17 protein-coding genes are annotated in these 13,894 nt (G+C 40.7%); 1 reads left to right on the top strand and 16 read right to left on the bottom strand.

What is annotated here, in order from left to right; genetic code table 11:
• Nucleotides 1-24: 24 nt before the first annotated feature.
• The 12 genes from B7708_RS07950 to B7708_RS07895 form a co-directional block, all read right to left on the bottom strand.
• The gene (locus tag B7708_RS07950) at nucleotides 25-645 is read right to left on the bottom strand and encodes a TIGR01906 family membrane protein (RefSeq protein ID WP_084974994.1); all 621 of its coding nucleotides are present in this window, start codon (nucleotides 643-645) and stop codon (nucleotides 25-27) included.
• On the bottom strand, nucleotides 635-1,408 hold the full coding sequence (locus B7708_RS07945) for a TIGR01457 family HAD-type hydrolase (RefSeq protein ID WP_084974992.1): 774 nt from the start codon (nucleotides 1,406-1,408) through the stop codon (nucleotides 635-637). Before B7708_RS07945 ends, B7708_RS07950 begins: the two co-directional genes overlap by 11 nt.
• Nucleotides 1,409-1,418: 10 nt before the next feature.
• The gene (locus B7708_RS07940) at nucleotides 1,419-2,156 is read right to left on the bottom strand and encodes an acyl-[acyl-carrier-protein] thioesterase (RefSeq protein ID WP_084975488.1); all 738 of its coding nucleotides are present in this window, start codon (nucleotides 2,154-2,156) and stop codon (nucleotides 1,419-1,421) included.
• Between the two features lie 4 nt (nucleotides 2,157-2,160).
• On the bottom strand, nucleotides 2,161-3,291 hold the full coding sequence (gene hemW, locus B7708_RS07935; RefSeq protein WP_084974990.1) for a radical SAM family heme chaperone HemW: 1,131 nt from the start codon (nucleotides 3,289-3,291) through the stop codon (nucleotides 2,161-2,163).
• 73 nt (nucleotides 3,292-3,364) lie between these two features.
• Nucleotides 3,365-3,763 (bottom strand): YtxH domain-containing protein, encoded by a 399-nt coding sequence (locus tag B7708_RS07930; RefSeq protein WP_084974988.1) that lies wholly within the window; start codon nucleotides 3,761-3,763, stop codon nucleotides 3,365-3,367.
• 15 nt (nucleotides 3,764-3,778) lie between these two features.
• The gene (locus B7708_RS07925; protein WP_009730340.1) at nucleotides 3,779-4,162 is read right to left on the bottom strand and encodes a DUF948 domain-containing protein; all 384 of its coding nucleotides are present in this window, start codon (nucleotides 4,160-4,162) and stop codon (nucleotides 3,779-3,781) included.
• Nucleotides 4,163-4,951, bottom strand: a complete 789-nt coding sequence (lgt, locus tag B7708_RS07920) for a prolipoprotein diacylglyceryl transferase (RefSeq protein ID WP_084974987.1) — start codon at nucleotides 4,949-4,951, stop codon at nucleotides 4,163-4,165. It lies immediately after the preceding gene.
• Nucleotides 4,944-5,879, bottom strand: coding sequence for an HPr(Ser) kinase/phosphatase (hprK, locus tag B7708_RS07915; RefSeq protein ID WP_038805477.1), 936 nt, complete (start codon nucleotides 5,877-5,879; stop codon nucleotides 4,944-4,946). Before hprK ends, lgt begins: the two co-directional genes overlap by 8 nt.
• Before the next feature lie 131 nt (nucleotides 5,880-6,010).
• Complete coding sequence (gene rpsU / locus B7708_RS07910; RefSeq protein WP_000048054.1) at nucleotides 6,011-6,187, bottom strand: 30S ribosomal protein S21; 177 nt, start codon at nucleotides 6,185-6,187, stop codon at nucleotides 6,011-6,013.
• Nucleotides 6,188-6,344: 157 nt separating this feature from the next.
• Complete coding sequence (locus tag B7708_RS07905; RefSeq protein ID WP_084974985.1) at nucleotides 6,345-6,968, bottom strand: Type 1 glutamine amidotransferase-like domain-containing protein; 624 nt, start codon at nucleotides 6,966-6,968, stop codon at nucleotides 6,345-6,347.
• Nucleotides 6,969-6,981: 13 nt separating this feature from the next.
• Complete coding sequence (locus tag B7708_RS07900; protein ID WP_084974983.1) at nucleotides 6,982-7,599, bottom strand: class I SAM-dependent methyltransferase; 618 nt, start codon at nucleotides 7,597-7,599, stop codon at nucleotides 6,982-6,984.
• A 104-nt stretch (nucleotides 7,600-7,703) separates the two neighbouring features.
• Complete coding sequence (locus B7708_RS07895) at nucleotides 7,704-8,411, bottom strand: glucosamine-6-phosphate deaminase (RefSeq protein ID WP_084974981.1); 708 nt, start codon at nucleotides 8,409-8,411, stop codon at nucleotides 7,704-7,706.
• Between the two features lie 150 nt (nucleotides 8,412-8,561).
• Between B7708_RS07895 and queA the strand changes: the two genes are divergently transcribed.
• Complete coding sequence (gene queA, locus B7708_RS07890; RefSeq protein WP_084975486.1) at nucleotides 8,562-9,590, top strand: tRNA preQ1(34) S-adenosylmethionine ribosyltransferase-isomerase QueA; 1,029 nt, start codon at nucleotides 8,562-8,564, stop codon at nucleotides 9,588-9,590.
• A 62-nt stretch (nucleotides 9,591-9,652) separates the two neighbouring features.
• Here the strand turns inward: queA and B7708_RS07885 are convergent, their stop codons facing one another.
• The 4 genes from B7708_RS07885 to B7708_RS07870 all read right to left on the bottom strand — a co-directional run bounded on the left by B7708_RS07885 (nucleotide 9,653) and on the right by B7708_RS07870 (nucleotide 13,890).
• The gene (locus B7708_RS07885) at nucleotides 9,653-10,360 is read right to left on the bottom strand and encodes a B3/B4 domain-containing protein (protein WP_084974979.1); all 708 of its coding nucleotides are present in this window, start codon (nucleotides 10,358-10,360) and stop codon (nucleotides 9,653-9,655) included.
• Between the two features lie 13 nt (nucleotides 10,361-10,373).
• Nucleotides 10,374-10,826: a MarR family winged helix-turn-helix transcriptional regulator gene (locus tag B7708_RS07880; protein WP_084974978.1), complete on the bottom strand. Its 453-nt coding sequence runs from the start codon at nucleotides 10,824-10,826 to the stop codon at nucleotides 10,374-10,376.
• An 89-nt stretch (nucleotides 10,827-10,915) separates the two neighbouring features.
• Nucleotides 10,916-11,800 carry a YihY/virulence factor BrkB family protein gene (locus tag B7708_RS07875; protein ID WP_084974975.1) on the bottom strand — a complete coding sequence of 295 codons (885 nt, stop codon included), beginning with the start codon at nucleotides 11,798-11,800 and terminating at the stop codon, nucleotides 10,916-10,918.
• Nucleotides 11,801-11,835: 35 nt separating this feature from the next.
• Nucleotides 11,836-13,890: a cation:proton antiporter domain-containing protein gene (locus B7708_RS07870; protein WP_084974974.1), complete on the bottom strand. Its 2,055-nt coding sequence runs from the start codon at nucleotides 13,888-13,890 to the stop codon at nucleotides 11,836-11,838.
• Between the last annotated feature and the right edge of the window lie 4 nt (nucleotides 13,891-13,894).

Raw genomic sequence — 13,894 nt, 5'->3', positions numbered from 1 at the left:
TCTCTGTTTTATCAATGCAACACATTAAAGTATTCTACGACTTTTCAAATAAAGAAAACCAAAGAAACTTTCATAGAGTCCAAAGAAGAGAAGGAAAGCATGGAGGAAGAAAATCTCTGGTAAAATCAAAATAACGGGATCCTTTGCGGGATCAAAAAGCCAGGTATCATCTCCCACAAAGAGAATTTGATGGAAAAGAGTAAAGAATTGCTCAAAACCAATCAACACTCCTACAAGCCCAATGACCAGAGGCAATAGTACTAGAGTCAGGATACTTTTACGATAGAGTGCTAGGAAGCCTTTTTTTACAATATTTTTAACAAAGAAATAAAAACATGGTAGTGTCACCAAAGTGACTAGCTGAACCAAGTGAAAGAGATTCTTCACCACCGCAAAGTGATGTAAACCAGCCACTGACGAACGAAAATCCGGCATCTCTAAGACCTGACTAAAGGGATTGGTCAGGTAATTCATCAAGATATGAAAGTTGTACTGAATGGTTTCTGGCTTTAGATAGACTCGATTCGCTAAGTTCAGCCACTGAATCTCCATGGGATAGAAAATCCAAGCCAGATAAATGGTTAAGAGGATAGACAGGGAGAGAAGAAAGAGCATACTTCCCCAAAAGGTCAGTTTAGTTTTCATCAAAATTCCACTCCGCAAGACTAGAAACTACATGAGTTGGTGCGATTGGCAGGTCCGCCACTTCTTCTGCCTTGGTAAAACCTGTTGTCACCAAGAGCGTTGGAATGCCATTGTCAATTCCTGCTCGGATGTCTGTTAGGTAGTTGTCTCCAACCATAAGCAATTCTTCTCTTTTCAAACCTAAGTGCTCAACCGCCTTGTCCATGATGATAGCATTTGGTTTTCCGATATAAACTGGTTTTACCCGAGTTGCTACTTCAAGAAGGGTTATCAGTGAACCAGCACCTGGCAAGAGACCACGTTCCGTCGGAATATTGAGGTCTGGATTGGTTCCGATAAAGTGAGCCCCCTTTTGAATGGCTAGAGTTGCTGTCGCAAATTTTTCATAGTCGACTTGCCAGTCCAGTCCTACTACCACATAGGCAGGATTTTCCTTGTCTTCGACATAACCAGCCGCCCTAATGGCATCCTTGAGCCCAGCTTCTCCGATAACATAAACTGTCTTTTCCAGTCCCAAATCGTTCATATAGTCGATGGTTGCCAAAGTCGCTGTGTAGACAGTTGATAAAGGCGTGTTGATATTAAAATTCTTAGCCAACATCTCTTGAACACTCTCTGGAGTTCGGGTTGTATTGTTGGTTACAAAGAGATAGGGAATTTCTCGTTTTTGCAATTCATGCACAAAAGCCTCACCCGCGGGAATTCGGTCTTTCCCCTTGTAAATGGTTCCGTCTAAATCAATTAAATAACCTTTATAAGCCATATCGCCCTTTCTAATTGCCTTCAATTTCTTGCCACGTAATCATAGCTTGGGCATTGATTTCGCCATCACTGATAATCTCATGCTTGCTTTCTAGTCCCTTGAGTTCATAAGCTGAAGCAATCATGCCACCTGGTCGCACTTCTTTGACATATTTGAGATTGATTTTCTTTGGAATATACTTGGTCAAAAAATCTGCTCCCATAACCTCAAAAATCCAATCCAGATATTTGCTATTATTGACATGACCATTCATATCCAAGTCGTAAAAACGAACATGGTAGTCTTTACTGAACGGGTTTTCTAGATTTGTATACTTTGGCCCACGGATGAGTTTTTTATCAAACTCAGACTGGTAAGGCGCAACAATCTCCGGTTCGACAGCATGAACTTTACGACTGTCTCGGTCCATGAGAACAAAGGTTGCTACCATGCGAATGATTTCTTGACCTGCTTCATCATATATAGTGAAACGGCGGTAGCAAAAAAGACGATTGTAAGTCAATGCTTCTGTTTCAATCGTAATTTCTTCAGCAAAGCGAGGCAAGCGAACCACGTCAATCGCATAGTCTGTAATAATCCAGACCAGATTGTAACGTTCTAACACATCCTTGTCACTGACTCCTAGCTCAATCGACTGCATACCTGATACTTGCAGGGACAGCAAAATCACATCTGGAAGTTTGATATGACCGTTCATGTCCGCCATATCAAAAGGAATTTTCATTTTCATTTGATAAGTTAAGCCCATCATTCTACTCCAAAATAAATCGTTCTGCTACAGTGTCTCCTAAAAAGAGACCTCTCTTTGTCATTCGGACACGGTCACCATCGACCTGCATGAGTCCTTGTTGAACCAAGTCTCTGATGACTTCTCCATAAAGTCCATCAAAGGATCGCCCGAATTTTTCCTCAAATCGCACCATGGAAACCCCTGATTTCTTGCGGAGGCCTAGGAACATTTCTTCTTCCATCTGCTCCCTTTGACTCAGGTGTTCTTCTGTAATCCGAGCATTTCCTGCCTCTACCGCATTGAGATAGTGGCGAATCGGACCATGATTTTTATAGCGCACTCCATTGACATAACCTGAAGCACCTGCACCGATACCATAATACTCCGCATTGTCCCAGTACATGAGATTGTGGCGACTTTCAAAGCCCGGCTTGCAGAAGTTGGAAATCTCATAATGCTCAAAACCATCTCGCTCAAGTTCTGCGATGATGTACTCAAACATCTCTGCTTCTAACTCTTCCTTGGGCAGGGGTAATTTCCCACGTCTCATGCGGTTCATAAAGACCGTATGATTCTCCAAAATCAAGCTATAAAGACTCATATGAGGAATATCAAGCGAGATAGCCTTGGCTACATTGTCCTTGACCTGAGTCATAGTTTGACCAGGTAGAGCGTAGATTAGGTCGATGGAGATATTGTCAAAACCAGCCAGTTTGAGACGGTCGATATTCTCATAAATATCCTTTTCTAAATGACTGCGCCCAATCTTTTTCAGCATTTTGTCATCAAAAGTCTGCACACCCAAGGAAACACGATTGACTGGCGACTGTTTCAAAACCGCAATCTTATCCGCATCCAAGTCGCCTGGGTTGGCCTCAATGGTCAACTCTTCCAAGACAGACAAGTCTAGATTTTTAGTCAAGCCTTCCAAGAGCACTTCTAATTGCGGAGCTGACAAAGCCGTTGGCGTCCCACCTCCAATGTAGAGAGTTCGTAACTTTTGGATATCATAAGAACGAAACTCCTCTAGCAGATGCTCCAGATAACTATCTACTGGTTGATTCTTGATAAAAACTTTTGAAAAGTCACAATAATAACAAATCTGTGTGCAAAAGGGAATATGCACGTAGGCGGACGTTGGTTTTTTCTGCATAGTATTTATTATACCATAAAGACAGGCTTCCAGATAAAAATCACCATCTCCAAAAACCAGAGATGGTGATACTTTATACTTCAGTAATATCGATGATGATTTCTTCTTGGTCTTCAGCAACGTCTGGAGTTGCTGACTGTTCTTGCCACTGCTCTTTGAGATTGTTAAAGGTTTCCTTTGACGCTTCTGTCGCTTGTCGAGCACAGGTTTTAGCTTGGTCAAGGACACTATCAAAAGTGATTTCACCAGATTCTACTTGTTCCTTTGTTTTCAGCACAAAGTCCGTTGCCTGTTCCTTCACTTCTGTCAATTTTTCACAAACCTGCTCTCTAGCATATTCTGGATCTTCTCTCAAATCATCTAGAAAATCCTGAGCTTGACTACAAACTTGCTTACCCTTGTCACTGGTCAAAAACAAAGCAAGAGCAGCACCTGAAACTGTTCCTAAAAGGATAGAGGATAGTTTTCCCATAAGATTTCTCCTTTTTTATTTTTTGAAAAATTTACTTGCGACACGAAGAGCGGACAAGCCTGCACCTGTTTTAATGGTCTTTGAACCAGCAGATGAAGCTTTTTTGCCTAAAACACGTGCATGTTGGTTGAGATCAGATACTGACTCTGACAAGTCTGCCACAGCCGTAAAGAGTGGATCAATCGTCGCAACTTTGATATTGATATCGTCTGCTAACACATTGACCTTAGCCAACAATTCATTGGTCTGATGCAAGGTAACGTTCACATCTGAACTCAACGTTTTGATGGTTTTCTCTGTCTCATCAATCATACGACCTGCTTTTTGAATCGTGATTGTCAAATAGACTAAACAGACAATCAAAGCAATCGCAACAAGAATATATGCAACTTCTAACATTTATTTTTCCTCCTCTGTATGATAGAAAGGGGCTTTCTTTCGATTTTGATAAAGTATGATAAAAATACCGAGTCCGATAAGGATAACTGATAACCATTGGGAAACTCGCAGACCAAAGAACATGAGGCTGTCTGTCCGCATTCCTTCGATGATCATACGACCAAAACCATACCAAATCAAGTAGAAAGCAGTGATATGACCACGTCTGATTCCCTTCAATTTTCGTCTAAAAATCAGAATCAAAGCAAATCCAATCAGATTCCAAACCGACTCATATAAGAAGGTCGGCTGACGGTAGCTACCGTCAATGTACATCTGGTCACGGATAAAGCCTGGCAAATAATCCAGACTATCTACCGCTGCACCATAGGCTTCTTGGTTAAAGAAGTTCCCCCAGCGCCCTAAACTCTGGGCAATCATGACGCTCGGTGCTGCAATATCTAAGAAATCCCAAGTATTGATCAGCTTTCTATCTGCAAAGATATAAAGGACAATAGCGCCCGCTATCAAACCTCCGTAAATGGCCAAACCACCATTCCAGATGGCGATGATTTCACCTGGATTTTGCAGATAATAATCTAAGCGAAAGAGTACGTAGTATAGTCTAGCACCTAAAATAGCTACCGGAAAAGCAATCAGGATAAAATCCAAAATATCATCTGACAAAATCTTCTTTTTAGGAGCTTCTTTCATGGCAAGGTAGACAGCCAAGACCAAGCCAGCCACAATACACAAAGCATACCAACGAATGGAAAAAGGACCGATTTCAAATGCAACTGGATTAATCATCTTTCACCTCATTTTTGGAGATGAGATTAGTCAAGCGTTCTTCAAATAAACGCGTCGCATCAAATCCCATTTCTTTAGCGCGATAGTTCATGGCTGCCGCCTCAATAACAACAGAGATATTGCGTCCTGTTTTTACTGGAATGCGGATACGCGGAATCGTTACACCAGAAACTTCGAGTTCTTCAGCATTGTTTCCTAGACGATCAAAAGTCTTATGGGTATCATAATTTTCCAAGTAAACAGCCAACTGGACTTGTGAGGAATCTTTTACAGCACTTGCTCCGTAGAGACTCATCACGTCAATAATACCCACTCCACGAATCTCAAGTAAATGCTTCAAAATTTCAGCGGGCTCTCCCCAAAGGGTCATTTCATCCTTGGCAAAGATATCCACACGGTCATCTGCTACCAAACGATGTCCGCGTTTCACAAGCTCAAGACCCGTCTCGCTCTTACCGATACCACTATCCCCTTGGATCAAGACACCCATGCCATAGATGTCCATCAAGACACCATGCACGCTCGTACGTTCAGCCAAACGGGAATCAAGGTAGCTAGATAACTCTCCAGATAAACGACTGGTTGATGTTCGACTGGTTAAAATCGCAATCTTACATTCTCTAGCAGCTTTCAACATTTCTTCTGGCACTACCAAGCCACGAGCAACGATGACAGCAGGTGTTTCAGGTAGAAACATTTTCTTCAGAACTTGATAACGATTATGGGCAGGCATAGCGACCAAATAGGACCACTCCTTCATCCCTAACAGTTGAATCCGTTCTGGAGTATAGTAATCAAAATAGCCCGTCATTTCAAGACCAGGTCTCATAATGTCCGCAGTATTGATTTCCTTTTCAAGCAATTCGCCTTCACCATAGACAATATCTAGTCTGAGCTTTTCAATGACTTCTCTTACTAAAACCGACATAATTTCCTCCTTCAATCGAGTTCTCCCTACTATTATATCAAATTGTAGTTGGAAGTTTCCTTTTTTTGCAGGATTTACAGTATTTATTTGGAAAGAAAAAAGGCTAGACAAGTCTAGCCTTTCATTTCAAATTAGAATTTTTTACGTTTACGAGCTGCTTCTGATTTACGTTTACGTTTTACAGAAGGTTTTTCATAGAATTCACGTTTGCGTGTTTCTTGAAGAGTACCAGCTTTAGTAACCGCACGTTTGAAACGACGAAGTGCATCGTCAAGAGATTCATTCTTACGTACTACTGTTTTAGACATTTTTTTCACTCCCTTCAAGTTCAAGATCTATTCTATTTTACACGCAAAATGAATAAATGTCAAGAGGAAAACTGCCATAAACTTATATTATCTTCCCTTTTCTTTTTAAAAGGGACAACGTATTAGAATAGATGTCATAATAGCGAAAAAAATTATTTTAATCCTGTTCAGAAACAACTTTTATTTCTTTATCATTTACAATAACAGCTTGTGAATTGTTCATTCGCATTAAGTCGAGCTGATTTTTATAGGTTTCAAAGGTCTTCTTGCTACTATCAGTAAAAGGCTCCTCACCATAATGTGGAAGGATATAAAACTCCACTTCATCCAATCCAGTTGTATCAGATAACTCTGTCGCTACCGTCTTGTCGTCCATGAGTTTATTATAGTCAATATCCTTGGCTGTAATGATAGCCCCTGCTGATTCTCCCACATAGACCAATCCATCTCTTATTTGTTCTTTGATAAGAGATAGGAGTTGCTTTTTCTTTAATTCTTGCAATAAATAAAAGGTATTCCCGCCTGAGATATAAAGAATCTTGCTTTGGAAAATCTTTGCCTGTGCAGTTTCTCGATCACAAGAAGCAATATCTAAAACCTCTATCTCAAATCCTAAATCTCTGAATGTTTGCTGTGCCTCATCGATATAGGCAGTATAATCCTCTTTGTTCCCAGCGGTAGGAATAAATAAAACCTTGTTTTCTAGATTCTTTTCCTTTGCATAATCGCTAAAAAGCTTTTTGACTCCAGCAAAGTATGAACATAAAAATAACTGTTTCATGATTGTATCTCCATTAATGTTTAACAATTTTATAAAGGATCCATGATCCCTTTCTTTGACTAGTTACGAGCTCAAACCCTACTGATAACAAGAATCGTCTAAATGCTTCTTCGCTTTGAACCTCTGGTAAAAAGTAAAACAACTTGTTATATTCACAAACCAGTAAGAGCATCCCGTCTGATTTGAGTATTCTTCGAAGTTCCATAAAAGAAGCCTCTAGGTCCCGCCAATGAAAATGAGTTTGAAAGGCTGTGATTAAATCAACACTTTCATCGGAAAAACCTGTCTCCCTAACGTCTCTTCGTTCAAAATTTAGATTAGTCATCTCTACCTGTTTGGCTTGAGCTATTGCAGTATCTGAAATATCGATTCCAGTTATGGTACTTTGCGGAAAAGTTTCTTTCAGCAGGATGGTTGAACGACCATTACCAACTCCTACATCTAAGATTACAGGGTAAAATGTCCTATCCAGATGATGAATTGCCCATACAAACATGGGGAGATAGGCTCGATTCCACAATTTCATCATTCGTTTTCCTAGAAAGTCCGAAGGATTCTTTGATTGCTGAATTAAGCGACTAAACAGAAACATTAAAAGTAAAAAACAAATAAAACCGATTATATAAATCAAAGTTCGAGCCTCCCCGTATAGCTATATTATACCACTTTAGCAGGATAGTGAACATTTGAAGTAAAAAGCCACTCACTCCAAAGAGCAGGTGGTTCTTGTACTTTTTATTTTTCAAGCAAGCTGAGCGCTGCTGCATCAGCGATAATGGTCACATCAGGGTGGTTTTGTAGGCTGCTTGCTGGTAGACTCTCAGTCACTGGGCCAGATACTGTTCCAGCAATGGCTTCTGCTTTCGACTCTCCGTAAGCAAAGAGAATAATTGACTTGGCATCCAAGATATTTTTTATCCCCATTGAAATGGCTTGAGTTGGAACGTCTTCAATCTTGTCAAAGAAGCGAGCATTGGCTTCGATTGTAGACTGGTCTAGGTCTACTAAATGTGTTTGACTGTCAAATGGAGTACCAGGCTCATTAAAGCCGATATGTCCATTGCGACCAATCCCTAAGATTTGGAGATCAACTGGATGGTCAGCCAAAATTTGATTATAGCGTTCTACTTCTTCTTCAGCATTATCCTTAACACCACGTGGCAAGAAGCTTTCTTTAAATGGTTTTTGGTTGAACAAGTGTTCTTGCATGAAGTAACGGTAAGATTGTGGATTGTCCCCATCAAGCCCTACATACTCATCAAGGTTTACACTGGTTAGATTTGACAAATCAAGGTCACTCTCTACGATTTCTTTGTAAAACTCAAGTGGACTGCTTCCTGTCGCAAGTCCTAATGTTTGAGCGCCATTGGCCAATTTTTCCTTCAAAATCTCAAAAGCAACTTTTCCACCTTCAACTTGATTTTCAACTTTAATAACTTTCATCTTTTCATCCTCCGTTTTAATCTATATTTATTATATGGTATAGACCAATTTTTGTCAAGTGAAAACGATTTAATTTCCAAAAAAAGAGCGTCCAAACTTGAAACATGTTATAATGGATAAGATTAGAAGTTAGAAAGAATGATGAAAAAAATGAATACAGCTGATTTTGATTTCCACTTGCCAGAGGAATTAATTGCCCAAACGCCCCTTGAAAAACGGGATGCCTCTAAACTCCTCATCGTAAACCGGGAAACGGGAGAATTTCAGGATAAGCACTTCCACTCCATTATTGATATGTTGGAACCTGGCGATGCTCTTGTTATGAACGACACCCGTGTTCTACCAGCCCGCCTTTATGGTCAAAAGGAAGAAACAGGAGGCCACGTGGAACTTCTCCTTCTCAAAAATACTGCCGGTGATGAGTGGGAAGTCCTAGCCAAACCTGCCAAACGCCTCAAGGTCGGCACTCGCGTCAGCTTTGGAGATGGTCGTCTCAGCGCTGTCGTTACGGAAGAATTGACCCACGGAGGACGCATTGTCCGCTTTGAATATCAAGGAATTTTCCTAGAAGTTTTGGAAAGTTTAGGTGAAATGCCACTGCCACCTTATATCCATGAAAAACTGGATGATCGTGAACGTTATCAAACCGTCTACGCTAAAGAAAGTGGCTCTGCTGCTGCACCAACTGCTGGATTGCACTTCACCAAAGAACTGCTCGCAGAAATCCAAGCCAAGGGTGTCCATTTGGTTTATTTGACCCTCCACGTTGGTTTAGGAACCTTTAGACCCGTTTCTGTTGACAATCTGGACGAACATGAAATGCACTCAGAGTTCTACCAACTTTCTGATGAAGCAGCAGCCACCCTTCGCTCTGTCAAGGAAAATGGAGGTCGTGTTATTGCTGTTGGAACTACTTCGATCCGCACACTGGAAACCATCGGTTCCAAGTTTGATGGGCAAATCCAAGCAGATTCTGGTTGGACCAATATCTTTATCAAACCTGGATACGAATGGAAGGTTGTCGATGCTTTCTCAACCAACTTCCATCTACCAAAATCAACCCTCGTCATGCTAGTTTCTGCCTTTGCAGGTCGTGACTTAGTCCTAGATGCCTATCACCATGCTATTCAAGAACGATACCGCTTCTTCAGTTTTGGGGATGCTATGTTTATCTATTAAAAATAGCTCAGCCGTTTCTCAAGGGAATTTCCTCCCCAGAGAGATGGCTGAGCTATTGATGTTTAAATGACTAATTCCGGATTTTCAGCAGTAAGGTGAGTCAGTTGCCCATGAACTCCAAAATAGTCTTTCACCAAATCCTGTAATTCTTCCATGGCAGCCCGAGCACGTCTTGCCTGTTCAGCATTGATCGCTTCAATTACTAAGACAGCATCCTTTGTCTCTTCTGTCAACATGGTTCTCTGTGCCTCTCTCCAGTTGAGACAGCGACAAACCGCTCCTTCATCATCATAATAGATGATTTCTTCAGGTAAAGCAGGCGCATCGTTTTCAGCTCCTAGTGGAAAGAAAGGTTCTCCTCCCTTAGCCTGACCAAGATGAAGATTGCCTACAATCTTGTTCACATCTTCGCCACCACAGGGAACCGCATAAGATAGAGAGACACTATTATAGATGTCTACCAAGGGATTGATGGGATTAAACTCTCTTCCCTGACTGACCCTTTTAAGCAGAGCTTCTATAGAGGAGCGTGCTCCTTTTTTCGTTTTGAACTTGCTGAAAGCCTGACGCCATTCTTGAATGACATCATTCTGAGTAAAATTCTCATCCGAAATGAAATCCTCAGCTCGTTTAGCTCCCTTATCTAGCAAGGTTTTGAAATAGGGATCCTTGCTTTCATCAACTGTATTATCTAATCCCTTTACTACTAAAACGCTAATCTGTGCTTCTGGAAACAAGCTCCAAAATTCATTTTCAACGATAACTTTCATATTTCACCTCTTATTATAAATAATTTCTTTTCTGGCCTTTTTTGACCATATCCCAATCACTTGTAATATTTTTTCTAACCCGAATTAGTAGGCTCTCCAGTTCCCTGGCCTCTTCCCTGGAAAATCCTTTTAGGGCAGAATTCTCTGAATAGTGATGTTCAGCTAGAATAAAAGGATAGAGACTCTCACCTTTTTCTGTGACAAACCACTCCTTATTTTTCCGATTATCCACAGCTGCTCTTTGCTCTATCAATCCCTTTTCTTCCAGTTTTTTAACGGAACGGGCAACTGTCGAACGGTCAACCTTTAGCAAATCTGATAAAGTTTCTTGAATAATCCCTGGGTTCTCCTTGATTCGTACTAAATAAAGATATTGCCCACGAGCTAGTTCAATATCACGAAACTCAATATTAGCAATAGAATCTAGGGCACGGGCTATAACTCCGATTTCGCGTAATAACGACATGTTTCCTCCTCTCACATCTATGATGATAGAATAGCACATTTTTATTGCAAATGCAATAAAAAGACACTTTGTTTTCAAAGCGTCTTTTTTTATTCTTCATTTTTTAAAATGAATGTATTACCACGAAACTTTGGATCCTTCAAACTCTGCACACTGGCATTGATAACTGCTCCGATAATTAAAATCTTTGCGATGAGAATAAACCAAAACATCATGACCACAACGATAATGGAACTGAAAAATCGAACATCGACTAGATGGTTGACATAGTTATTGAAATAGACAGAAAAAATATTCAAAAGAAAGACAAGAGTCAGTAAAACAAAGATACTACCAGGAAAAACGTAGCGAATACGAGGGACTCTGACATTTGGAAGGAAATAGTAGAGCATGACCAAGATGGTAAAGAGCAAGGCATAAATCAAAGGGCCTGTAAAGTCCTGTAGATAATCAAAGAAAGGACTGTCTGATTGCCAGTAAGTTTTGACTAGGTTGAGCAACATACGTCCAAACATACTCAAAAATAAGGCTAGGGCAAAAAGAATTTGCAAGCCAAAGCTGACGAGTAAACTCATCAATTGATGGGAGATAATTCCTCGGCTCTTGGCCACTCCATAGGCCTTATTAAAAGCTTTTTGGAGGAAATCCATCGATTTCGAGAAGGTCCAGAGGGCAGACAAGACTGCAAAACTCAGCAAACCAGTCGATGGTTGAGTCAGGACTTCTCGGGCAATCTTTGCGACCACATCATAGACTGTATCTGGTACAAATTCCTTGATAGTGAGCAAAAAATTTGAAATCGGAATCTGAAAATAGGGCAAAATATTGACCACTATCATCAGCAAGGGGAAGATTGAAATCAACCAATAGTAGGCAACCGCAACACTGGTCAACTCGCTATCAGATGCTTGATAATAATGCAAAAAAGCTTTTAACAAGGGCCGTTCCATCAGCTCTTTCCACCACTTTTTCATGTTGCGATCCTCCTAATACAAGTTGATTTTCTAAACTAATTTCTTCTGACTAATTCCATCATATCATAGGGTAGGGTATTTGCGGCTTCTTTTAGAGAATAATTCTCAAGATTATTGACATTTTGCCGTAATTTTTTGGCATACTTGGTCGTAATCAATTTCTTCTCTTCGTATTCAAAGATTAACTTACGTTCTAGGTAGTAACCTCTTAGCATTTCATCGATATTATTTGGTTTAATACGATTGATAACACGTTCGACAAAGGCACCACTTCCGATAATAGCTGTTTCACGCAAGCGAGACTCCTGCATAAAACTAATCAGACTACTCTTGTAGATTCCTTTTAGGTTTTCCAAACTTTCGATAATCAACTCCGTATTCTCCAGATAGAGTTCGGATATTTGATCATAGTCAATAGCTCGAAGTCGACGTTGCTCCTTGTCATTCCAACTCCGGAAGGTCTGGCCAAAGGTCAGCAATTCATGCAGGACAAAACGCAAGATACGGAGCGATACAAGGAAGTAATATGTTAGGCGGGAAGCCACCTTTCGATTGATGCTCTGCTCCATATTTTTCAGATAGCGTTGGTAAACTTGATAACCACGCTCACCGATTTTCCCTTCCTCGTAAGCCTGCTCCAAACCATCGCTTTCGATACTCAAGATGAGGAGTTTTAAAGCCTCCCAGTCCTCTTGGGCACTCTTGTTTTCTTGACTAAGGATTAGGTTTTCAATTCGTCCGTGATAATTATCAATAGCCGCATAAAGGGGGAGTTTGTTCTTATGCCCTTCCAGTTCTTTTTCTAATTCTGCTGTGACCTCATTTAAAATCGCAATGTGCATGAGGTAATCTTTGGTTTCCTCTTGCTCCTCGGAAAGATGGGGAAGAACTAAGAGACCTGTTAAAAAGCTTAATAGTGTGACACCTGCTACTAGAAAAAGTAAGAGGGGATACTCCTGCTCTAGATTGCTTGGTATGAGAAGTATGGTTGCAATAGAGACCGTTCCTTTTACACCAGAGAAGGTCAAAAGGAGCATATCCTTCATGTAATTACGAAGATTTTTCTTGAGGCGTCGTGTTCTCCAAACATAGAAGCCATAAATCATAACAAAGCGAATTGCAAAAAGTAAGAATGTCAGCAAAACTACCGATACTAATAGTAGTAAGGGGTTATAAAGGGGATTAGTCAGGATAGGTTCTGCTATCATTTCCAATTCCATCCCCAAGATGACAAAGACAGATCCATTGAGCATAAAGGTCACGGTATGCCAAACAGTATCTGTAACAGTATCTACCTGAGCTTCGAGGAGTGTAATTTTCTTGAAACGACTGGCCTTCAAAATGCCTGCAACTACGACTGCGATAATCCCTGAAACATGGATTTCTTCAGCGATAAAGAAGGTCATGAGAGGCAAACTCAGTTCAAGCAAGAGTTCACTCGCTATATCAGTCGCTCGCACACTCAGTAAAAAGCTATGCAAGAAACGATTGACCATAGCCGTCACAAAACCGACTACAAAACCACCAAGGATAGAAAGTGCTAGGGAAGTCCCAGCTTGGCTGAGAGAAAAAGTTCCTGTTGTCCAAGCAGCAAGAGCCATCTGAAAGGCAACCAAACCAGAAGCGTCATTTAAAAGGCCTTCTCCTTTTAGGATATTGGAAACCCGTTTGGGAAAACGAAAACGTTCAGAAAGAGAAGCAAAGGCTACCAGATCCGTCGGACCAAGCGCTGCCCCAACAGCCAAACAGGCAGCCAAGGGAAGACTGAGCCAAAGGAAATGAGCCGAGGCTCCCAAACTCAAGGTAGAGATGAAAATTACTGGAAAGATTAAGTAGACAATGATGCGCCAGTGTTTCAAAACAGAAGTAATATCGGCTTCTTCTGCCTCTCGGAAAAGTAAGGGGCCAATAACCATGGCAAGAAACAGCTCTGTATTGAGATGAAAGTCAGTATTGGGCAAAAAGAGACCAATGCCAAGTCCCAAAAGGATTTGTACTAAGGGGAGGGGTAAAAAAGGCAAAAGTTTATTGGTCGTAGTTGAAACGATTAAGACTAATAAAAATAGAATCAGGTAAATTAGTAGTGTCATCTAG

It is taken from the genome of Streptococcus oralis subsp. dentisani, assembly GCF_002096615.1.
Lineage (GTDB): Bacteria > Bacillota > Bacilli > Lactobacillales > Streptococcaceae > Streptococcus > Streptococcus oralis_U.
Note: the sequence above shows the minus strand (reverse complement) of the source record. Positions and strands in the feature narration are given on the sequence as shown.